General features: G+C 43.8%; 19 protein-coding genes. 11 read left to right on the forward strand and 8 right to left on the reverse strand.

What is annotated here, in order from left to right; genetic code table 11:
• Positions 1-833: 833 nt before the first annotated feature.
• Positions 834-1,064: a hypothetical protein gene (locus tag F6K46_RS27240; RefSeq protein WP_293062855.1), complete on the reverse strand. Its 231-nt coding sequence runs from the start codon at positions 1,062-1,064 to the stop codon at positions 834-836.
• An 80-nt stretch (positions 1,065-1,144) separates the two neighbouring features.
• On the opposite strand from F6K46_RS27240, the gene F6K46_RS27245 reads away from it, so the two are divergent.
• From F6K46_RS27245 to F6K46_RS27280, 8 genes are all read left to right on the forward strand, one after another.
• Positions 1,145-4,357: a peptidase domain-containing ABC transporter gene (locus F6K46_RS27245; RefSeq protein ID WP_293062857.1), complete on the forward strand. Its 3,213-nt coding sequence runs from the start codon at positions 1,145-1,147 to the stop codon at positions 4,355-4,357.
• Positions 4,358-4,519: 162 nt separating this feature from the next.
• The gene (locus F6K46_RS27250; protein WP_293062863.1) at positions 4,520-6,154 is read left to right on the forward strand and encodes an HlyD family efflux transporter periplasmic adaptor subunit; all 1,635 of its coding nucleotides are present in this window, start codon (positions 4,520-4,522) and stop codon (positions 6,152-6,154) included.
• 129 nt (positions 6,155-6,283) lie between these two features.
• Positions 6,284-6,436, forward strand: a complete 153-nt coding sequence (locus F6K46_RS27255; RefSeq protein ID WP_293062867.1) for a hypothetical protein — start codon at positions 6,284-6,286, stop codon at positions 6,434-6,436.
• Positions 6,437-6,824: 388 nt separating this feature from the next.
• The gene (locus F6K46_RS27260) at positions 6,825-7,241 is read left to right on the forward strand and encodes a HetP family heterocyst commitment protein (protein ID WP_293062869.1); all 417 of its coding nucleotides are present in this window, start codon (positions 6,825-6,827) and stop codon (positions 7,239-7,241) included.
• Positions 7,242-7,792: 551 nt separating this feature from the next.
• Complete coding sequence (locus F6K46_RS27265; protein WP_293062873.1) at positions 7,793-8,086, forward strand: hypothetical protein; 294 nt, start codon at positions 7,793-7,795, stop codon at positions 8,084-8,086.
• Positions 8,087-8,311: 225 nt separating this feature from the next.
• Positions 8,312-8,605, forward strand: a complete 294-nt coding sequence (locus F6K46_RS27270; protein WP_293062873.1) for a hypothetical protein — start codon at positions 8,312-8,314, stop codon at positions 8,603-8,605.
• A gap of 225 nt (positions 8,606-8,830) precedes the next feature.
• Positions 8,831-9,124: a hypothetical protein gene (locus tag F6K46_RS27275; protein ID WP_293062875.1), complete on the forward strand. Its 294-nt coding sequence runs from the start codon at positions 8,831-8,833 to the stop codon at positions 9,122-9,124.
• A gap of 380 nt (positions 9,125-9,504) precedes the next feature.
• The gene (locus F6K46_RS27280) at positions 9,505-9,810 is read left to right on the forward strand and encodes a hypothetical protein (RefSeq protein WP_293062882.1); all 306 of its coding nucleotides are present in this window, start codon (positions 9,505-9,507) and stop codon (positions 9,808-9,810) included.
• 368 nt (positions 9,811-10,178) lie between these two features.
• Here F6K46_RS27280 and F6K46_RS27285 read toward each other — a convergent pair whose 3' ends face one another.
• Positions 10,179-10,622, reverse strand: a complete 444-nt coding sequence (locus F6K46_RS27285) for a hypothetical protein (RefSeq protein WP_293062884.1) — start codon at positions 10,620-10,622, stop codon at positions 10,179-10,181.
• Here F6K46_RS27285 and F6K46_RS27290 point away from each other — a divergent pair.
• Positions 10,615-11,046: a hypothetical protein gene (locus F6K46_RS27290; protein ID WP_293062886.1), complete on the forward strand. Its 432-nt coding sequence runs from the start codon at positions 10,615-10,617 to the stop codon at positions 11,044-11,046. The two genes, F6K46_RS27285 and F6K46_RS27290, sit on opposite strands and share 8 nt — an antisense overlap.
• Before the next feature lie 100 nt (positions 11,047-11,146).
• The gene (locus F6K46_RS27295) at positions 11,147-11,929 is read left to right on the forward strand and encodes a peptidylprolyl isomerase (RefSeq protein ID WP_293062888.1); all 783 of its coding nucleotides are present in this window, start codon (positions 11,147-11,149) and stop codon (positions 11,927-11,929) included.
• A 562-nt stretch (positions 11,930-12,491) separates the two neighbouring features.
• Here the strand turns inward: F6K46_RS27295 and F6K46_RS27300 are convergent.
• The 5 genes from F6K46_RS27300 to F6K46_RS27320 form a co-directional block, all read right to left on the reverse strand.
• The gene (locus F6K46_RS27300; protein ID WP_293062890.1) at positions 12,492-13,331 is read right to left on the reverse strand and encodes a hypothetical protein; all 840 of its coding nucleotides are present in this window, start codon (positions 13,329-13,331) and stop codon (positions 12,492-12,494) included.
• Between the two features lie 921 nt (positions 13,332-14,252).
• Positions 14,253-14,462: a hypothetical protein gene (locus F6K46_RS27305; RefSeq protein ID WP_293062899.1), complete on the reverse strand. Its 210-nt coding sequence runs from the start codon at positions 14,460-14,462 to the stop codon at positions 14,253-14,255.
• 834 nt (positions 14,463-15,296) lie between these two features.
• Positions 15,297-16,292 carry an NAD(P)-dependent oxidoreductase gene (locus tag F6K46_RS27310; protein ID WP_293062901.1) on the reverse strand — a complete coding sequence of 332 codons (996 nt, stop codon included), beginning with the start codon at positions 16,290-16,292 and terminating at the stop codon, positions 15,297-15,299.
• Positions 16,293-16,719: 427 nt separating this feature from the next.
• A complete protein-coding gene (hemE, locus tag F6K46_RS27315; protein WP_293062903.1) occupies positions 16,720-17,790 on the reverse strand; it encodes a uroporphyrinogen decarboxylase in 1,071 nt (356 codons plus the stop codon).
• A gap of 362 nt (positions 17,791-18,152) precedes the next feature.
• On the reverse strand, positions 18,153-19,262 hold the full coding sequence (locus tag F6K46_RS27320) for an LD-carboxypeptidase (RefSeq protein ID WP_293062927.1): 1,110 nt from the start codon (positions 19,260-19,262) through the stop codon (positions 18,153-18,155).
• Positions 19,263-19,488: 226 nt separating this feature from the next.
• On the opposite strand from F6K46_RS27320, the gene ffh reads away from it, so the two are divergent.
• Positions 19,489-20,928, forward strand: coding sequence for a signal recognition particle protein (gene ffh / locus F6K46_RS27325; RefSeq protein WP_293062911.1), 1,440 nt, complete (start codon positions 19,489-19,491; stop codon positions 20,926-20,928).
• On the opposite strand, the gene F6K46_RS27330 is transcribed toward ffh, so the two are convergent.
• Positions 20,923-21,243 carry a hypothetical protein gene (locus tag F6K46_RS27330; protein WP_293062913.1) on the reverse strand — a complete coding sequence of 107 codons (321 nt, stop codon included), beginning with the start codon at positions 21,241-21,243 and terminating at the stop codon, positions 20,923-20,925. The genes ffh and F6K46_RS27330 overlap by 6 nt on opposite strands.
• Positions 21,244-21,247 lie beyond the last annotated feature (4 nt).

Raw genomic sequence — 21,247 nt, forward strand, 5'->3', positions numbered from 1 at the left:
TTTCCCTGCTGACACTCCCAACACTTGCACTGATTAATGTTTTGCCTCCCCATATGAGTACTCCGATTCTGATATTAGACTCCCTTGTCTAATTCTAAAACCATGAAGTTGTTTTTTAACAAGCCCTAAGCGCTGCCTCCCCTGTTCCGAAGCTGCATCGCTTTCTTATCCCCCACACCCCACACCCGGTCAACCCACACCCCACACCTCACCTCTTTGTTAAAAACCTACCCCTGTGAGCCTTACTTCTCCCCCTCTCCCGATCAGTTTTAATGATTAGTATTTAAGGATCGATGATATTACGACCAGATAGGAAGTATGATGCTTTTTAAGCTGGAAAATCTGTGAGGGGTATTACCCCTAGGGTAATTGACAAATCTGATTATATTATTACGGATCACAAAGCTTCTCTAGGAGCTGAGACATAGCTGTTCTTGTGAATTTTGTTTAAAGTTTCTAATAAGATTAGATGAAGATTCTGTAAAGTACTTGTGGAACTATTGATAATTACTAAACAGATTATATGAATAATTAGTTTAGTGAAAATGTTATGAAAACTTGACAACTCTATCTGGCTGGTTAACTTCAATAATATTTTATTAAATTTTATTGAAGTTTTGGTGAAAACCGTGAATTTATCGTAAAAAAAACTTGACAGCGTCAATTTACTTCACATAGGATGATTCCGGAGATTGTCCATGGGTTCACTGCTAAGGAATATGTAGAAAAGCAAATATGTAAATTAAGAAATATGTAAAGATATTGAGTTTTTAGGAAAAAAAACTCATAATTAATTTCACAAGCTTTTCATAAAGTTACCTAAAAAAGGGCGATCAGCCTCCCGGAGCAAGGGTGACCATCAAATTATTACTTATTACCTGGATTAGCTGGGATTGCTTAGGTGGCATCAAACGCCAAACACTTGTCGGATGCCACAGTACTCCTAAGTCAACTCCTAAGTCAACCCCAGGGAACACTACTGGCACTATCACTAGGGAAAAAGGGAGATCAGAGTCGATGTGACCTACCCAGAGTACTGTTTGAACAATCAGGACTTGTGCCAATCAAATGGGGTCAAAGACTCAAGCTAACCATGGCGCTAGTCAAGATATAGCAAAACTCACTAACGAAGGGGTTCTAGCTAATGCATCAGAAAACGGTCGGTTTAGAAAAATTAGGGCAACCACCAGATTCCCTTGGCCAATACCCGACCCATAAATCTTCCGAGGTTATTGAACACCTAATCGCGAACTGGTTGGATAAGACACTAGTAAATACACTATTACCTGAATTTAGTCAATCCTTCCAAATTCATAACTTTGATCTAGGTGATGAAATTATACCCTATCCTAGACGGGATTTAAGCCAAGATTCTGTTCAAAATGAACCAAATAAGTATTTTTACGTCGTCTGTGGCGGGCGGGTGCGACTGCTAAGCTTTGATAAAGAAAAACAGCGGGACGTATCCGTACAGGTTCTTGAAGAGGGGGCAACCTTTGGGGCTGAGGAACTGTTGTGTAACCTATCTTATCCTTACCAAGCGATCGCAGCGAGTTCAGGACAGATTGCTCGGATCTCCTTAGCTGAACTGCAACCTTGGTTAGAACAGCTACCGGAATGGCTCGAACACCTACGGCAACAAGCTCAGCACCGGCAACGCTTGATTTTCTTCAAGACCTTGACAGAATTGCGATCGCTTGACAGCATCAGCCTACAGCAATTGTTGCCCTACCTAGTAGAGACAAGGATTTCCGCTGGGGAGTCCTTAGTTGAATCTGGCCAACTCGGTCGTTACTGGCTACGTAGTGGTCAGATTGAAAGGGGCCCAGTTCAAGAGAATTGCCCACTAACCATTGCAAGGGGCGAAAGTTGGGGCTATCCTCAGCCAGTGCCGGAAGATTGGATTGCCCAAAGCGATTTATGGGTAACCCATCTACCAAAGGAACATTGGGAAACTGCCCAACTCCTGGCACCAGTGCTGGCAAGGTTGAGTCCACAGACGGGTCAAAGCTCTGAAAATGGACACCAGAAATCAGACGCCACTAGCACCATACTTCACCAAGTCCGTACTCAGTCCGGTCACAGAGTACCGCTAATTCCATCCAACCTCCCTACCAATGGAAATGCTGAAACAGAAAGTAACTCGACCCAGGCTGAGTCTGAACTGATCCCATTTCCCGTACCGACGAAGCGGCATTTTCTTCAGGGGTTGTGGCAACGCTATCCCTTAATTGAACAGCAATCGTCTTCCGATTGTGGCGCTGCTTGCTTGGCAATGATTGGACGCTACTGGGGCAAACGATTTAGTTTGAATTCCCTACGGAATCTGGCTGGGGTGGGGCGTGCTGGGTCATCCCTGAAAGGGTTAGCCAGAGCATCAGAAACCTTGGGATTTCAAGCTACTCCAGTCAGAGCGTCTTTAGCTCGCCTAGCGGATCGGAGTAACCCTTGGATTGCTCACTGGCAAGGTGATCATTATATAGTTGTATATTGGGTCAAAGGGGAGAAGGTACTTGTTGCGGATCCAGCTGTAGGAAAGCGGACGCTTTCTCGACAACAATTTCTAGAGGGTTGGACAGGATATGCGCTGCTGTTGAATCCCACTCCCCAGCTAGCAGGGACTCCTAATCAAAAGATTTCTCTGAATCGCTTTTGGGGATTGCTATGGCCCCATCGCACAGTCCTGTTGCAAATTATCCTAGCTTCCCTACTGCTCCAGGTTTTTGGTCTGATTACCCCCCTGTTTACCCAAATCATTTTGGATCAGGTGGTGGTTAACAAAAGTGTTGTTACCCTCAATGTGTTTGCCATTGGTCTAGTCATCTTTGGCCTTTGGAGCATAGGCTTGAGTGTCACCAGACGCTACCTGCTGGATTACTTTTCCAATCGACTCAGTCTTACCTTTGTCAGTGGCTTTATTAAGCATACCCTCACACTACCCCTGAAGTTTTTTGAATCCCGCCAGGTGGGGGACATCCTAACCCGAGTCCAGGAAACTGGGAAAATTCAGGCGTTCCTCACTCAGCAAGCTATTGCCACTTGGCTGGATGTGGTAATGATGTTTGTCTATGTGGGGCTGATGCTCTACTACAACTGGCACCTAACCTTGCTGGTGCTGGCAACGATTGTACCGATTGCGATTTTGACCATACTTGCCAGTCCATTTCTACGCCAAGTGTCCAGGGAAATCTTTAAAGAAGCAGCAGCACAAAACTCCCTGTTAGTAGAAATGATGTCGGGAGTAGCAACTGTCAAAGCAGCAGCCTCTGAACAAGAGGTGCGCTGGCGCTGGGAAGACCGCCTCACGGGTCAGTTGAATATGGTATTCAAAGGACAGAACTTGGCCAACGGCTTAGGGTCAGTCAGTGGCTTGATTAATAACCTCAGCGGCACGGCTTTACTGTGGTTCGGGGCTAGTCTGGTAATTCAGGAACAGCTCACAATTGGTCAGTTTGTGGCATTTAATATGCTCATTGGTCGGGTGATTAGCCCGATTTTGTCTTTGGTGGGACTTTGGGATGAATTCCAAGAAATCTTGGTATCGGTGGAACGGCTCGATGATGTCTTGACCACCCAGCCAGAAGAGAATACCCAAAAACCCCTGATGCCATTGCCTGCGATCGCGGGGCATGTCCAGTTTGACAATGTCAGCTTTCGCTATAGTGAGGATGATGAACAATACACCCTTCAAAACATTTCCTTCGAGGTTGCCCCTGGAAAGACCATAGCCATTGTCGGACGCAGTGGCTCGGGCAAAAGTACCTTGGTAAAGCTGCTCCAAGGACTCTATCACCCAACTACAGGCCGTATTTTGATTGATAGCCACGACATCCGACATGTTTCTCCCCAGTCTTTGCGCTCTCAATTAGGTGTGGTACCTCAAGAATGCTTTTTGTTTTCAGGGACGATCTTAGAGAACATCAGCTTATACAAACCCGAGTATAGTCTCGAACAAGGGGTAGAAGTGGCCAAATTGGCTGAAGCTCATGTGTTTATTCAAAACCTGCCCCTGGGATACAACACCAAGGTTGGGGAGCGAGGGTCTAACCTGTCTGGGGGACAACGGCAACGGATTGCGATCGCCCGAGCCTTGCTGGGTAACCCCAAGATTATGATTCTCGATGAAGCGACTAGCTCCCTAGATACAGAATCCGAGCGACGTTTTCAACAAAATTTAGCTCGCATTAGTCGCGATCGCACTACCTTCATCATTGCCCACCGTCTTTCTACGGTGCGCAATGCTGACTCTATACTGGTCCTCGACCAAGGTCTGATCGCAGAGCGCGGTACCCACTCCGAACTCATGGCTGAGAAAGGTCTGTACTACCACCTAGCCCAGCAGCAGCTAGATCTTTAAGCCTGGCATTCTATGAAAGTTTGTAAATGTTTTTCGTAAAAAATCGCTCTCGGGGTGATTAAGTATATCCCCCACTGTGTTCAACATTGACTTTCGCCAATGTTCGTGTTCTCAGTTCAAATCAATAGACACAACACTACCAGTGATTATCGGTGAACTATCATGAACAAACCAGAAGCATCTACCCCGTCTAGAGAGGGACTCCCTAAGGGAGAAACCCCTCACCCTAATCTAACCTCAGCTGAGATTAGATCGATCTATGGAGGGACAGCGGTATCAGCACCACTAGTCCGACCATCACCTAATCATGTCCCAAATCCGGTCACAGCAACATCATCACTAGGAGCTACCAACACTGAAAACTGGTCAACAGCCCTACAAAATCTACTAGATCAGCCACCATCGGTACTGCCCCAGAGACTGCTTTTGGGCGGATTTGCCTTCTGTATGCTCTGTGGGGTTTGGGCAACCTTTGGGCAAATTGACGAAGTGGGTAAAGCGACAGGCAAGTTAGTGCCAAAAGGAGAAGTGTATAAAATTCACCCGATCGAATCCGGCAAAGTGGCCAAGATTGCAGTCAAAGAAGGGGAATCGGTTACCGCTGGGCAAGTCTTGGTGGAACTGGATACAAAACTTGGTGCTACTGAAGTAGAGCGTTTGGAGCAACTGATCAATGCTGACCAAATCAAATTAATTCAGATGCAAGGGCTGATTGAAAACATCCGCCAAGAAGCCCAAACCCGTCAGCAAATTGCCAAAGCGGACATTGACGGACAACAGGCAGCTATCGATCAGGCACAGACTAAAGTAACTGCCTTACGAGAACAACTGATCCAACATCAGCAGGCAAAAGTCGCCAGTCAGGACAGACTAGAACGGCTAAAACAGCTCAAGGCTACTACCCAAGCACTGCTCCAGCAACGACAGGATGATGCCTTTGCCCTTAAGGAACGCCTCGATAATCTCAAACCCCTGTTAGCATCAGGGGCAATCTCAAAAGAACAAGTATTTCAAGCAGAACATAGCCTACGAGCGAGTCAGCGGGTGATTACCCAAACCCAACTGCAAGAAGCAGCCAGTAACCAAGACCAGATTTATCAAGCCCAGCAGAGTATACGCGATCGCAATAGCGCCATCACCCTCACTCAGAGCGATCTCAACCAGACCTTAGCAGAAATCCAACGACTTCAAGCAGGTCTAACTCAGAAGCAAGCAGAAGTCCATCGGACTCAGCTCGAGACCAAGCAGAAACTTCAGCAGTTGGAGATCGAACTGACTCAACTAAATGCCAAAATTGCTGAAAACCGCAATCTGCTAACTAGTGCGAAAGCCAGGCTCAAACAAAAGTTTCTCTATGCACCGGTAGATGGAGTAGTTTCCTCCCTCAACGTTGCCAATATTGGTGAAGTCTTTCAATCCGGTCAAACCATTGCCGAAGTAGCGCCCCAAGATGCGCCCCTGGTGTTATCAGCCAGTTTACCTAATCAGGAGGCAGGCTTTATCAAACAAGGAATGCCGGTGCAAATCAAGCTTGATGCCTATCCCTATCAGGAATACGGCATCATCAAAGGGAAAGTCACTTCCCTTTCTGCTGATGCCAAAACTGATCAACAACTTGGTTCAGTTTATGAGGTAGAAGTTTCCCTAAACCGTGACTACGTTAAAGAGGACGATCAAATGATCCGATTCAAAGCTGGTCAGACAGCCAAAGCTGACATCATTATCCGCCGCCGTCGGATTGTGGATTTTTTGTTAGATCCGATCCGACAGCTGCAAAAAGGTGGTGTCAATCTATAGCAGGACTAACGCTATTTAGCCATCGACATACTACTGCCTGTAGGGTAATGGGGGTGGTTCTAAATCCAGGTCGATTAACCCTGGTGGCACAACCAGTCAGGGAAGAGGAGTACAAGGGAGGGAAATGGATTGACTGACAAGTCGTGGGCTTTGCCCAGTCAGGGAAATTTATGGTCAGAGCTAGCATTGAGTACGGTCATGGAAAAGCTGTGTGAATTCCCTGTGGGTAAAGGATTTCACAGTCTTTTCACAAAATCTGATCAAAATTTTCACGAAATCTGATCAAAATTTTCATAAAGCTTTGTTCAAAATAGTCTTTACTGAGAGTATTTGAAGTGTTTGAGATTTGTCAGTCAACTAGAAGGGGGGAATAATCTGGTGTTCTCCAAAATGGGGATGATTGATGGAAATTTAGAAGAAGATAATCCTGAGCTATCAATCGTTATTGATTGGTAAAAAAGAACAGGTTGTGAGATTATTCGAGATCAACCGATCAGCCAAACACACCATCTGCGGAGGTTTTACAACTCAAATCAGATTCTTAGATCAGTACTCTAACTCTTCGGTTAATTGACCAATCAGAATCACTCACGATTCAAACTACAGGTAGAGTTCAAGCGTAAATCCTGCAAATCCAATTTGTTGACCTTCAGATCACAGAGAAATAATCATGAGTTACTCCATGCTTCGTCGTTCTAATCGCCCACTGGGCAAAACCCTAGATCCTGAAAAGATTAGTTTGATTGAAGAAGCAATTCGCGATCGCAAGTATTCCTGGGCTTGTGTTTTGATGCTGCGTTATTTGGGTCTTAACCCCATAGAATACATACCGTCACGAACCTACTGCCGATTGCGACGGGATAACGAGAAAATGGACTCACTCAATCAAGCTACAACCGACACTTTAAAGCAGGATAGGCAAGATGCTCACAAGTGCTTAAGGAACATTAAAGATCTCGATTATGCAGAGCCCCTTGACAGGAGAAGCCAACTAGTTCAAGGGGGCTCTCAAGAACAGTGGTTTAACAACAAATTGCAAAAATTCTACTCAACTTGCAAAAATTCTACTCAACTACTAGGAATGTAAGGTTTTTCTAGTGACTGGTAACCTCACCATTAAGGTGAGGGACTGATAGCTCAATGCTGACAGTCCCCCAATCCCTGAATTTATTTGGTTTTTCTTAATTTTTTGATACTGCATAAATTGCCTTAATACTCCCAAGTTAGTTTTCCATAACTTGGGCATTTTTCATAACAATTTGTAACGTTAAACTATCCCTAAAACTTTACCGCCAAATTGGCGTGACAAGTGAGACAAATTAAAGTAAGAGCGGTAGGATGAAAGTAACAACAACCAAGGGGTTGTTAGTTACCTACCTAACTGAATCAAGTGTCGAGCTAAAGTTTCCGCCAAATTGGCGTGACAAGTGAGACAAATTAAAGTAAGAGCGGTAGGATGAAAGTAACAACAACAAAAACCAAGTTGTTGTTAGCTACCTACCTAACTGAATTAACAACTTTCCGCCAAATTGGCGTGACAAGTGAAACAAATTAAAGTAAGAGCGGTAGGATGAAAGTAACAACAACAAAAACCAAGTTGTTGAGCAACAAAAAAACTAACTAAAGAGCAGACCAACCATGATTATTTCTGATCTAAATCACATCGAAGTTGTTAACGAAGAAACCAACATCATTGGTGCAGGATTCTCCGGAAGTGTATACTTCCGCGATAACAAGTACATTGATATCAATAAAAGGGTCAATATCAGAGAGCGCTTTGAGTCTATTGTGAAGGTTCGGGGCAACGCCGCTACTGCTGAAGCTACCGCTGATGCCAAAGGTAAGGATAGTCTGGCTGAAACCATTACTGACGCTCAAGCCAATTCCTACGGCTCTTCGGCAATTTCTCTTTCTGTGGCTTTTGTCAACTAATCTTAGTAGGGACTAAATATTAGTAGGGACTAAACCCTATTTCCTACTAATATTTCTGAAACTAAGCATTTATTTAGCTACCTACCTAAGCCACTTACCAAACTTAATCAAGTTTCCGCAAAATTGGCATTACAAGTGAAACAAATTGACTTAAGAGCGGTAGAATAAAAGTAACAACAACCAAGTTGTTGAGTAACAGAAAACTAACCAAAGAGCAGACCAACCATGATTATTTCTGATCTAAATCACATCGAAGTTGTTAACGAAGAAACCAACATCATTGGTGCAGGATTCTCCGGAAGTGTATACTTCCGCGATAACAAGTACATTGATATCAATAAAAGGGTCAATATCAGAGAGCGCTTTGAGTCTATTGTGAAGGTTCGGGGCAACGCCGCTACTGCTGAAGCTACCGCTGATGCCAAAGGTAAGGATAGTCTGGCTGAAACCATTACTGACGCTCAAGCCAATTCCTACGGCTCTTCGGCAATTTCTCTTTCTGTGGCTTTTGTCAACTAATCTTAGTAGGGACTAAATATTAGTAGGAACTAAACCCTATTTCCTACTAATATTTCTGAAACTAAGCATTTATTTAGGCACCTACCTAAGCCACTTACCAAACTTAATCAAGTTTCCGCAAAATTGGCGTGACAAGTGAAACAAATTGACTTAAGAGCGGTAGAATAAAAGTAACAACAACCAAGTTGTTGAGTAACAAAAAACTAACCAAAGGGCAGACCAACCATGATTATTTCTGATCTAAATCACATCGAAGTTGTTAACGAAGAAACTAACATCATTGGCGCAGGATTCTCCGGACGTGTATACTTCCGTGATAACAAGTACATTGATATCAATAAAAGGGTCAATATCAAAGAGCGCTTTGAGTCTATTGTGAAGGTTCGGGGCAACGCCGCTACTGCTGAAGCTACTGCTGATGCTAAAGGTAAGGATAGTCTGGCTGAAACCATTACTGACGCTCAAGCCAATTCCTTCGGCTCTTCGGCAATTTCTCTTTCTGTGGCTTTTGTGAACTAATCTTAGTAGGGACTAATCGTAGTACCTGATCAGATTGCTGGGGGTAAGCATTTCTATATAGGATAAATTCATCTCTAGATTTACTGACCAATGCTTCCCCCTTAATTAAGGCCAATAGAAAGAGGAAATTTGGAAACAATTCCAATTAACTGGGTGGATACAAAGAAAAGGGAACGGAGAACCTGGAACAGAAAGGTTTTCGTAACGTTAGTTGACTGAAAAATATCAGTTAACAAAAACTAGTCATGCCCAGGTATTTTAAAATGTAGTTTTAAATTAGGGATTTTGGGATAGGAACCCCCTTTTTATTCAACAAGGAGAGGCTTATCCATCCTGATCATCAATCTAACAGTCACAGCTATACAGGTAGAGGGGAATTAATGATTATTAATAACCTAGATTTTGCTCTGGAATATGCTCAGGAAAACTGGATTATAGGCGGTCGAATTGCTATAGCAAATACTAGAACACTTGCTAGAGCTGACGTGGCATTAGCAGAGGCTGATGCATTCGCTGATGGCGATCAAACCTCAGCAGTGACTGATACTGATGCAAGAGTAATAAATAGCAGGTTTTCTAAAAAGAGCATCGCCAGGGCGAGTGCTGATGCTGAGGCTAAGACTAGGAAAGGACTTTTCCGGGCTAAGTCTGACAGTATATCTTTGTTTTTCGGTAGATATAGATAATACTGATTTTGGTAAATCCAGGTATAAATCAATAAAATTTTTCGGTCATTTTCGGTAATAGGTAAGGGAGACTAGGGGATGGGCGATGGTAACTAAAGTTCCTATCGCCTACCACCTAGCCCCTAGCTTGATAATGAGGAGGGAGTTGAATTAGGAATGAAGGGTAAAAGATTTTCATTCTTGTTTTATATTGAGCCTAAACTCCCTAAACTCATTGGCCTAGTTTTGGAATAGAGGGATTTTTGTTGATAGTTAACAGTTGATGCTTGGTAGAGATAAGGCGTGTCGGAGCGGAAGTATAACAGTTAACACTCAACACTCAACACTCAACACTTAACACTCCACAAACCAGGTTCAACAGGTGCAGCTTAATAATAATACACGGCTTCTAACCGATTCAGAACCATGTTTGATTTAAACAGAACTTTCATCAGAACAATAAGGTTTACATTTCCTCGTTTGAGCCGAATTGCAGAGAGGCTCAAACAGAGGTTCACAAAGCCTATCACACAGAGCATCACAGACAGTATCACAGACAGCATCACAGACAGCATCACAGACAGTATCCCAGAGAACCCTAGTGTAATTACTAGTTCAACTGCGACTACAAACAATTCTTCAAACAATTCTTCCAGAACGATCACAAACAATAGCCTCGCTATCAATGGTAACGATGGTATTAGGATAGTAACTAACGACTCACAAACAAATAGCACAAATAGCAGTTTATCAAGTAATCGGTTGAGTTCAAGCAGTAGCAATGGCTTAATCAGCAGTGTGAGTGCAGGTGTAGGCTCCAATGTGATGAGCATGACTACTATTAATGGCAATAGCACAGTGCGGGGTACTCAGGGCAATGATGAACTAACTGGCGGAGATGGGGACGATGTCTTGATTGGTGGCTTTGGTACGGATACTCTCACAGGGGGAAACGGTAGCGATACATTTGTGCTGGGATTGGAAACAACTAGTCCGATAACTGACCCCTTTCTAGCTGATGTAATCACTGATTTCAATGCTGCTGACAATGACAAGATTGGTTTAACTGGGGGACTATCTGGGGAGGACATCCTACTAGACGTATTTGATAGCGATGGTAATGGCATTGTTGATGCCACTTTGGTGAAATTCAATAACGATATTCTAGCTGTAGTCCAAGGAACCGTGGATGGACAGAGTGCAAGCACCCTAACTGATGCTGATTTCATCACAGTATCTGATCCAATTTTAGCATAAAATTGATAAGTAGTCGGAATCACCCCATCCCTTACATCTGTTAACTCATATATTGCCCGATTACCCCATCAGCTAAAATCTGAGCAAATAAAACCTAACCATGACTATTCTTTCTAGAGCATCTCTTGAACCACAGGAAATTACTGAGTTTCTGAAACGAGAAATCCAGCTAAAAGACGTCTCTGAGAAAATTTTGTATCAAAAAGTCATTAATCGAGCTGCTGTCGAAAGAAACTTAACCGTCACCGCCGAAGAAATTCAGGAAGAGGCAGATAAATTCCGTCACGAAAATCGCTTGGAGAAAGCTTCAGACACTCTAGCTTGGCTAGCGGATAATATGATTACTTCTGATGACTGGGAAGCCGGAATTCGTCAGCAATTGCTAGCTAAAAAGTTATCCAAGTGTCTATTTGATAAAGACGTAGAAAAGTTTTTTGGTCAAAACCGACTAGATTTTGACCAAATCTTGCTTTATCAAATCCTTGTAGAAAACGGTAAACTTGCCCAAGAACTTTTCTATCAAATTGAAGAAAAAGAAATTAGCTTTTATGAAGCAGCTCATATCTATGACATTGATGAGCAACGCCGACAGAAGTGCGGTTTTGAAGGAAAGCTTTACCGTTGGAATTTACGTCCAGATATAGCAGCGATTGTCTTTGGTGTACCTATTGGACAAGTGGTCAATCCAGTTAAAACTCCTCAGGGTTATCATATCTTGATGGTAGAAAGGTTTATCCCTGCTGAATTAACACCGGAACGGTACGACGAGATATTGGATAGACTGTTTCAGGATTGGCTCAATCGTGAACTCAACTATATGCTTCATAGTGACACTATGGTTGATAATGTTGAGAGTAAAACTGTCGAGGCGTTGGGTCAGTAGTGGAATGATTGAGGGTAATGGGTAATGGGTAAGTCAGCATTCAGCATTCAGCATTCAGCTGAATGCTTACCCTTTAAAGTAGGTAAACATCAATCAAAAAAGCCATGGAGGCATTAAATTATGATTCGCTCCCGGATAATCAGAAAATGGATAGTTTCACCAGATGGAAAGGTAGTAGTCCAAGCCGAAAGTAGGACATTTGCATCTGGTGAGCAAGCAAACACCAGTCAAGAGGTTACTGTGACCAGAGAGTCGGGCAGGAGTTATAGTAGAAGTTCCAGCTCTAGCGTTGCATCTTCTACGACAAAAAAGAAGAGAGCGAGATCAGAGAAAAAATAAGGGAGCAAAATGCTCCCACTAGCGGTATTTTTGCTAACTAATCACTAATTATATCAAATCCCGTTGACTAATTATCATATTACTGAGCTGGTAATTAATACTTGGAGGATTAGTAATTGGTAGTTTACGATTCTCCATTACCGATTACTAATTCCTAATTAGCAACAATCCAGGGAATAATTGATATGTGATTAACCGAGATTAATTATACTATTAAGTATAATTAATCCCTTAATAGTTTTGACTTATCAGTCAAAGTTTTAGTTTTGACTCGGTATCCAATGCTCAGTAAACCTAAGAAAAGTAAGCCTAGCAAGTTTGACGATTCAGGAGCTTTAACGGTTACCTTATTTGTTTTAGCTTCGACTAAGGTCAAATAAGTGGCTGTCTCGAAAGTGCGCTCATAATAACCCTGAATATCAGCCAGAGCAATTTCGTTTTTTCCTCCAAACAACTTAGTAAAGTCGTTATCAGCAAACACATTTTCACTGTGAGCAGACTCAAGGAAATCATCATCTCCTAGAGTTTCTAAATTACCAGAGAGAGCGAAGAAGTCGATGGGAGTAGTTAAGTCATCGCTGTGATATAACTCTAAAGCTACGGTGCCAGAAGCACTTGCACTTTCCGCAGGTGGATTGTCGATCATTGTGATTAGATCGAGAAAACCATTGAAATCGAAAGAAAAGGTTTCCCCTGCATCAACAAAGAAGTTGTAACCGATAAGTCCAGCAAAACTTTCCGCCACACCACGGTAGTTGCTTCCTTCACCCTCAGCGGTACTCAAAGATTTATTACGAGCTCGTTTTAGTGGATTGAGTGAATCAGGGGTAAAACTTGACTCCGCGTTCGCCTCAGCAATCACATCACCCCCAGTTGAAATCACAAAAGTGTCGGCTTCAGCCAGGGTAACGACTTCTAGAGGATCAGTACTAAAGTTTCTGAAGTCGAAGGATCCTTTAGACAAAGCGAAAGTAGCAGCCAAACTTGGTGCAGCAGCGAGAACGGAACTGGTTACTGTAGCGAAGAGTGCTAATTTTTTAGCAATGGTTTTGTTCATTTTCATAATTTTCAGCGAAGTTTTTTTGAATTGCCTAAATTTGCGGTTAAATTTGGGAAATTAAAGGCACAATAATTGTTCTGATACTAGTGTTGTCATTGTTGTAGTCAACAGTGATCACAGATATTTATTGGTGCCAACACAAAATCCGGAAAATGATTATAAAGAATGGTAAAAATTTTCCTTTATATCATTTTTTATCCGGAAAAAATCCCGATTTATAGGTAAGCATTAAGTTCAGACAATTGCTGATAGCTGGCAATGCTAGGATGCGGTTAGGGCGTTAGCTGACGACTTAATACTTACATTTATAGATTAAGAATAAGCGAAAAATTCCCTATTAATTATAAAGTCAGCGTAATTATACGTATAGATTCTTTAAAGACTTTGTGAACTTAATTTCCGGCACGTAAAGAATTTATAAAAAGCTTTCGCTGGATCATTAAACTGTGCTGGAAAGGATTGAAAGATGAACTGTCGGCTATAATCCTTATTTAGGGCTTGCTGATTAACTCTTAAAACATTGACAGATAAAGGTTTTAGCCTTTTTGGGTCGAAAAAAGTGCCAGCTTTTCGGTTCAAAAAGCTCAAAAAGTTAGGATTTTGGGCAGACAAGGGCAGAAAAATCAAGGGACAAGTCTTCCGACTACCTCCTATATAATTCCCATTTCTCCTGACTCCTGACTCCTGACTCCTGACTCAATCCCTTACCAAAAGACTTTTTCAGCAAACCCTATTTAGATTGGTTTTAGCCAATTCAGTTATGCAATTTATTAACCTGATTTTTATCCAACTTGGAGGGAATAATCAGGGAGTTAGTTCTCAGTAATTGAGTTCTGATACCGAGTTAGATTCAAAGATAGTAGATTGCTTGGATAGGGAGATAGGGAGATAGGGAGATGGGGAGATCTCACAGGGGTAGGTTTTTTACATTTGGGTCGGGAGTCGGGAATCGGGAATCGGGAATCGGGAATCGGGAATCGGGAAAAGCGGGAAATGGGGAGAATTATCCCGGAAACTAGTGTGTATTTTGATACATATTTTTAGGAATTTATACGTAGCGATGCAGCGCGGTCTTGGGGAGCCAGTGCGGTCTTGGGGGTTCCCCCCATGAGCAACTGGCGTGGTTTCCCCCACTCGCTATTGCATCAAGACAATCAAAGTACCTACTCGCCCCTTTGTAAAAAACCTACCCTTGTAAGGATGGGGAGATGGGGAGATGGGGAGATGGAGAGATGGAGAGATTTGGGGAAGAGAAAGTTGTACGTTTGTCCGCAACTTGGTATGAGTAATTGAAACTATGCTCATGATTGTCTATATATAGTTGTGGAGCATAGTGACCTTAAACCTAAAGCTGGTGTAAAGTTAGAGCTGGTAAAGTTAAAGCTGGTCAGTATTTTGGGGTGCTTGTATTACCCCCCTGGTTGACTGACAAAAGTTGACGAGCGAAGCCCTGAAACTCTCTATAGACAAGGGTTCTAGGGCTTACAGGAAATGCACTTATGCATTGATCGTTTTGGGCTTCAGATTTTCAGCTTGATCATTTGCCTTCAAGCCTTGCAAATATTGGGCTTCGCCGGGTTCGCTCGCAGAGTGCTGAAACGCTTATTGAGCAGTCGATCTGAAATGTTTTGTCAGTCAACCAGATTACCCCCAGACCAATTCCCGATTATCTATTACCTGATATATCTATTACCTGATAAGGGATATAAGAAGATATAATAATTAGCCAGCTGGAAATGATAATCCGATTATAGTAAGATAAATTTGTGGGTTATAGTAAGCTCGGTTAATCACATCGTTGACTCTAAAACTATCAATGAATTAAGCCAGTGGAATTGAACCGAGTTATGGAGTATTTGATAGTGTTATCTTAGAAGTAAGCATAATTTAGATTCCAGCAATTAAAAAATTAAAGACAACTTAACTAGGAGTCCTGTTTCTAGTTTAAAGTGTAACGATTTTAAAAATCTAATCTCTGCTAATGCCACTAACTTTCAGAACGTCAGTAAGTGTAGGACAGTAAGTCGGTAAACCAAAGGTGGTTGGATTAACGGGGTTGTGATAAATAAAATGTCGGTAGTTCAAGGAAAACCGACTCCAAGGATCCATCTGAATCCGGAACAGCACAATAAAGATATTGGCAAGCCAGATAAACAATGGTAGGCGAAAATAAATTTGAATACCAAGATACCTACAAACTTCTTCTACGGCTTGGTTGACACTCAACGGCTGACAACCCAAAACCAATTTACCACTAGACATCCACTCTGCTTCTGCACTCAATGGTTGAGAGGGATGATGATCAATCAGGTATCGCACGACCTGAGCAATATCTTGGGCGTGGATGAAGTGGAAACTGCCATCAGCTCTAAACCAACGAATCAAGTTAATCCATTTGACAATATCTGGGAGTCCCGATGACAGATGGGAGTAGGGTTTAGTTTCATCTCCCCCCAGTACCAAGGTAGGAAAGAGGGTAGTAATCTTAGGAGCGGACGCTAATTGGGATAAGCGCTTCAGACAAGTATATTTGGAATAGATATATTCTGTTCCAAGTTCACCGGCTTCTTTCAGTAATTGGTTATTCCTATCCAATACGCTAGCAGTAGAGAAATAAATTACTTGCTCACAAACAGTAGGGTCAAGCAAGTTGATTAACTGGATAGTTTTGGCAACGTTAATATCAAATGTTTCCTGTTGCCCTCCCCAAGCGGTTGCTGCCAGAATTGCCGCATCCATGGTCTTGAGCAAGTCACCAAAGTCTTCAATCTGGCGCAGGTCACCTTTTAGGATGGTAATGCCAGCACGCCCCTTGTCGCCAAACTTCAAGTCGTCAAACTTTAATTTGTCAGGGTTTCTGACTAACAAATACAACTCATGGTCAGTGTCGAGACTTAAGGCTTCAGTGATGTAGTGACCAATGCAGCCACTAGCACCAGTTATAAAAATCCGCTTGGAGGTCATGGGATTTTGAATTTTAGATTTAATTATGTACTCCCGATCCTGACCTAACACAAACAAACAACTAGGTCAACTACTTCTAGGGGTACAAGAAGGTTTTGATCGAGTGAAGAACACTTCCTTTATTGTTGTGGTGATGCATCTTGAAGGATTCTATCCTTAGTCGTCTAATCAAGTATCTGCACTCTCAAGATAGTTGTATAAGGTTGTTAATCTCATCCCCTTCAAGGGGATGAGACTGAAGCGAGGATTCCATTTAGTGGAGGGGCTACGTGGACAAGTAAACGTCTGCACCTTGAAAGCCCGGTCCAACTCTGACCGAAGGATACCCTAGGCAGGACTAGCGCTCCCCGAACCTATGACTGCTAGAGGGAGAAAATGGCACAGAATCTGGTTGTCGATTCTCTACTCTCTATTGTTTTATCTACTATTATGCATGAACAGCCATTAATTCATTTGCCTTTTTGGCAGTTTCAAAGAAGAATCTAACATTATCTTCTGGAGTTCCGGGTAAAACACCATGACCAAGATTTAAGATATGACCTTGGTTGCCAGCTTTGCGAATAGTATCGACAATGCGATCGCGAATAAAAGCTTGTGATCCAAACAGCACTCCTGGGTCGATATTGCCCTGAACTTTCATCTTATCACCCAATCTTGCTCTAGCTTCTGCCATGTCTACGGTCCAGTCTACGCTGACCATATCAACCCCCGATTGTCCCATGCGTTCAAGCACTCCAGCGCTACCACTGATATAGAGAATGAAGGGGGTATCTGGGTGAGTGGCTTTAACCTGCTGTACTACTCGCTGCTGATAGGGTAAGGCAAAGGTTTCGTAGTCTTGGGGACTCAGTTCACCTGCCCAAGAGTCAAACATTTGTATTACCTGAGCACCGCTATTGATTTGGTAACGGACATAGATAGCGATCGCATCCGCTAGCTTACCCAAGAATTGGTGTAGCATAGCTGGTTGTGAGAAGGCCATCCCTTTAATAATGGAGTAATTTTTAGAACTTTTACCCTCAATCGCATAAGCGCCCAAAGTCCAGGGAGCACCCACAAAACCCAGCACTGCTGCGTCATTGCCCACTTCGTCCCGTAGCGCCTTCAAAATTTCCCGGATAAACCCAAATTTCTCTAAATCCAACAGATGTAGCTGGTCAATTTGTTCCTGGGTACGAATCGGTTGGTTAATGATTGGCCCTTTACTTTCGACAATATCAAAATCGATACCAATCCCTGGCAATGGAGTTAGAATATCAGAGAACAAAATCACTCCATCTGGTCTAAACGCTTTCCAGGGTTGTAGAGAAATCTCAATCGCGATGTCTGGGTTTTCGGAGCGCTCGCGAAAACTCGGATACTTATCCCGTAAATCGCGATAAACCTTCATATAACGACCTGCCTGTCGCATCATCCACACAGGGGGGCGGTCTAAAACCTCACCACGTTCACCACGAGCCGCCCTCAACAAATAAGGAACCTGGGTTGACCCAGCCATATGGCATCTATCCTATTATACTTTTTTAAGTGTATTTGTCAGCTTATCATGCTGGTATTCCGTTTACTCTCCTGATTTGAGAAGATTAAAAAAGTATTAATAATAAGTTACATTCTAAGACGGTGCCTTGGCCTAAAGGCCACGCTACGCGAAGGTTAAAAGGAGATGGAAACAAAGGGAATAACAAACTTTCCAGCTTGGCCAATAGGCCACGCTACGCGAACAACCTGCTAACCTGCTAACTGGCTAACCTGCTAACTGGCTAACCTGCTAACTGGCTAACCTTGGCCAAAAGGCCACGCTAAGCCAACAACCTGCCAACTTTCAACCTGCCAACTTTCAACCTGCCAACTTTCAACCTGCTAACCTCCAACCCAACTCAAGGTCCCGGCCTCAGCATCTAGTTCAACCAGCTGTCCCACAGGAAGGGCAGCGTTAACCCCATCGTGACCGAAAGGCAAGTCAGAGACAACCGGTATACCCAGATCCCAAATGCGATCGCGCAACACTTCCTCCACACTCCAGCTAGGAACATCCTTGGGAGGAGCACAACGGCTAAACCGCCCTAAGGCAATACCTTTCACCCCGGCCATTGCACCACTCATGCGCCACTGAGTCAACATCCGGTCAATGCGGTAGGGAGCCTCAGTGACATCTTCTAGAGCAAGAATAACTCCTGATAATGAAGGTTGTAGGGGTGTACCCAGCAGATGAGTAGCGACCGTAAGATTAGCCGGTAGCAACACACCAGAAACCTTACCACCTCCCCAACCAACCCCTTTCAAGGGAGCTATGGGTCGTCCTTCCACCCAATCAAACAACCGATTGAGTGACCATTCCGGTTCAGCAGCAATAGTAGTCAGTAACGGACCATGAACACCGGAAACCCCAATCTGACCAAGACTCCACAGTAAAGCAGTAATATCAGAAAAACCAATCAACCACTTCAAAGCAGAGGTTACAGGTTGGTTTGTTGAAGGTTGCAGGTTGGTCGAGGTTACAGGTTGGTTTGTTGAAGGTTGCAGGTTGGTCGAGGTTACAGGTTGTTCGCGTAGCGTGGCCTTTTGGCCAAGGTTATCTGGTTCCAAGTTGTCTTGAGAACCTTCAACCTTCAACTTGCCAACCTTCAACTCTTCTGGCCATGTCCAGTCTTCCAGAAGTCTAGCGCTACCATAACCTCCTCTAGCACAGAGAATGCCGCGACATTTGGGGTCAAGACACGCTTCGAGCAACTGTTGGCGTCGCTGACTATCAGTCCCAGCTAGGTAACCTTCCCTAGCGTTCCAGTTGTGTGGTAATTGAACATGGTAGCCACGTGCTCGCCAAATCTCAATCCCCCGATTGAAAGCATCAACCTCACGCAAGGTTCCACTCGGAACAATTACCCGCAATACATCTGGCGGTTTTAAGGGTGGTGGAAGTTGGCATACAGAAACACTAGCCCTAATCTTCTGCACAGAAAGTTGATTCACGCGCTCACCTAATTCCGCAGTAGCTCTTAAGTCATGCCTTGATTTTAACCATTTCAAGAAATTTCACGAATAGCCCAGGGCTAAATGCTTACCAACCAGATTGAACTAAAATCCCCAAAAGCGCTATGCTAGTAAGGTGTGTAGCTAAGAGGTGTGGTATATCAAAACTCTGGCGACTCAGTAAAGTAACCATAAAAACAAAACCATCACAATTGACAATTGACGTATGTTTGATGCTCTCGCCGAACGCTTAGAAGATGCTTGGAAAAAACTACGGGGTCAGGACAAGATCTCTAGTTCTAACATCCAAGACGCCCTAAAAGAAGTGCGTCGCGCCCTCTTATCGGCAGACGTCAACCTACAAGTAGTCAAAGATTTCGTTGCTGGAGTAGAAGCGAAAGCACAAGGCAGTGAAGTCATATCAGGTGTTCGCCCTGACCAGCAGTTCATCAAAATAGTCTACGACGAACTGGTGCAAGTGATGGGGGAAACCAATGTTCCCCTAGCCAAAGCAGACACCCCACCAACCGTTGTGCTAATGGCTGGTCTACAAGGTACTGGTAAAACTACGGCTAGTGCAAAACTCGCTTTACATCTGCGTAAGCAAGAACGTAGCTGTTTGCTAGTGGCTACAGACGTGTATCGACCCGCAGCCATTGATCAATTAGTCACCCTCGGTCAACAAATTGATGTACCTGTGTTTGAGTTAGGTACAGAAGCTGACCCAGTAGACATTGCTCGTCAAGGGGTAGAACGGGCAAAAGCAATGGCTATCGATACGGTAATTATCGATACAGCGGGACGACTGCAAATCGACCAAGAGATGATGGGAGAACTCTCCCGCATCAAAGAAACCGTCCAACCCCACGATACCCTACTAGTGGTGGATGCCATGACTGGTCAGGAAGCAGCAACCCTGACCCGCACCTTCCATGAGCAAATCGGTATTACTGGGGCAATTCTCTCCAAACTTGATGGTGATAGTCGTGGTGGTGCTGCCCTTTCAGTCAGGCAAATTTCAGGTCAGCCGATTAAATTTGTTGGGGTTGGGGAAAAGGTCGAGGCACTACAACCATTTTATCCTGACCGGATGGCATCCCGGATTCTGGGTATGGGGGATGTACTCACCTTGGTTGAGAAAGCCCAGGAAGAGATTGACATCGCTGATGCTGAACAGATGCAACAGAAAATGCTGGAAGCAAAATTTGACTTCAGCGATTTCTTGAAGCAGATGCGCCTGTTAAAGAACATGGGATCCCTTGGTGGCTTGATGAAACTCGTTCCAGGCATGGGCAAACTCAGTTCTTCTCAACTTCAACAAGGGGAAACCAAGCTCAAGCAGTCCGAAGCTATGATTAGCTCCATGACCTCCGAGGAGCGTCGTAACCCAGATTTATTAGCTAGCTCTCCGAGCCGCCGCCGCCGCATTGCCCAAGGTTCTGGTCATACGGAAAAAGACGTCAGGGGTCTGGTGAGTGAATTTACTAGAATGCGATCGCTTATGCAGCAAATGGGTCAAGGTCAGATGCCAGCCATGGGGGGGTTAGGTGGTATGTTAGGTGGTATGGGTGGTGGAAATCCTCGTAATCTACCTGGTTGGCGTGGTAGTGGCTCTGGCAAGAAAAAGAAAAAAGCTAAGAAGAAGAAGGGATTTGGGCAATTATAGTAGAAGGTTAGCCAGTAGAAGCTTAGCCAGTAGAAGGTTAGAAGGTTGTTCGCGTAGCGTGGCCTTTTGGCCAAGGTTACGCTGAAGGTTAGCCTGTTGTTCGCCTTTGGCGTTCGGTGTAGGGTAGGTTAGCCTGTTGTTCGCCTTTGGCGTTCCCATAGGGTAGGTTAGCTGGTAGAAGGTAACGCGGTAAAAGGTGACACAGAAGAAGGTTAGCCTGAAGGTTAGCCCGTTCCCTGAGGCGTGCGCAGTAGGGTAGCTGAGAAGATTGTGAACAGGTAGCGGCTTGCCTGGTGAGTCAGTTACAATCTTCACAATT

It is taken from the genome of Moorena sp. SIO3E8 (assembly GCF_010692445.1).
Classification (GTDB): Bacteria; Cyanobacteriota; Cyanobacteriia; order Cyanobacteriales; family Coleofasciculaceae; genus Moorena; species Moorena bouillonii.

Excerpts from the sequence above, each read along its gene's own strand:
- F6K46_RS27265 (WP_293062873.1), top strand. The coding sequence starts at position 7,793 with ATGATTATTTCTGATCTAAATCACATCGAAGTTGTTAACGAAGAAACC.
- ffh (WP_293062911.1), top strand. The coding sequence starts at position 19,489 with ATGTTTGATGCTCTCGCCGAACGCTTAGAAGATGCTTGGAAAAAACTA.
- F6K46_RS27280 (WP_293062882.1), top strand. The coding sequence starts at position 9,505 with ATGATTATTAATAACCTAGATTTTGCTCTGGAATATGCTCAGGAAAAC.
- F6K46_RS27310 (WP_293062901.1), bottom strand. The coding sequence starts at position 16,292 with ATGACCTCCAAGCGGATTTTTATAACTGGTGCTAGTGGCTGCATTGGT.
- F6K46_RS27245 (WP_293062857.1), top strand. The coding sequence starts at position 1,145 with ATGCATCAGAAAACGGTCGGTTTAGAAAAATTAGGGCAACCACCAGAT.
- F6K46_RS27260 (WP_293062869.1), top strand. The coding sequence starts at position 6,825 with ATGAGTTACTCCATGCTTCGTCGTTCTAATCGCCCACTGGGCAAAACC.
- F6K46_RS27300 (WP_293062890.1), bottom strand. The coding sequence starts at position 13,331 with ATGAAAATGAACAAAACCATTGCTAAAAAATTAGCACTCTTCGCTACA.
- hemE (WP_293062903.1), bottom strand. The coding sequence starts at position 17,790 with ATGGCTGGGTCAACCCAGGTTCCTTATTTGTTGAGGGCGGCTCGTGGT.
- F6K46_RS27270 (WP_293062873.1), top strand. The coding sequence starts at position 8,312 with ATGATTATTTCTGATCTAAATCACATCGAAGTTGTTAACGAAGAAACC.
- F6K46_RS27295 (WP_293062888.1), top strand. The coding sequence starts at position 11,147 with ATGACTATTCTTTCTAGAGCATCTCTTGAACCACAGGAAATTACTGAG.
- F6K46_RS27290 (WP_293062886.1), top strand. The coding sequence starts at position 10,615 with ATGAGCATGACTACTATTAATGGCAATAGCACAGTGCGGGGTACTCAG.
- F6K46_RS27275 (WP_293062875.1), top strand. The coding sequence starts at position 8,831 with ATGATTATTTCTGATCTAAATCACATCGAAGTTGTTAACGAAGAAACT.
- F6K46_RS27285 (WP_293062884.1), bottom strand. The coding sequence starts at position 10,622 with ATGCTCATCACATTGGAGCCTACACCTGCACTCACACTGCTGATTAAG.
- F6K46_RS27250 (WP_293062863.1), top strand. The coding sequence starts at position 4,520 with ATGAACAAACCAGAAGCATCTACCCCGTCTAGAGAGGGACTCCCTAAG.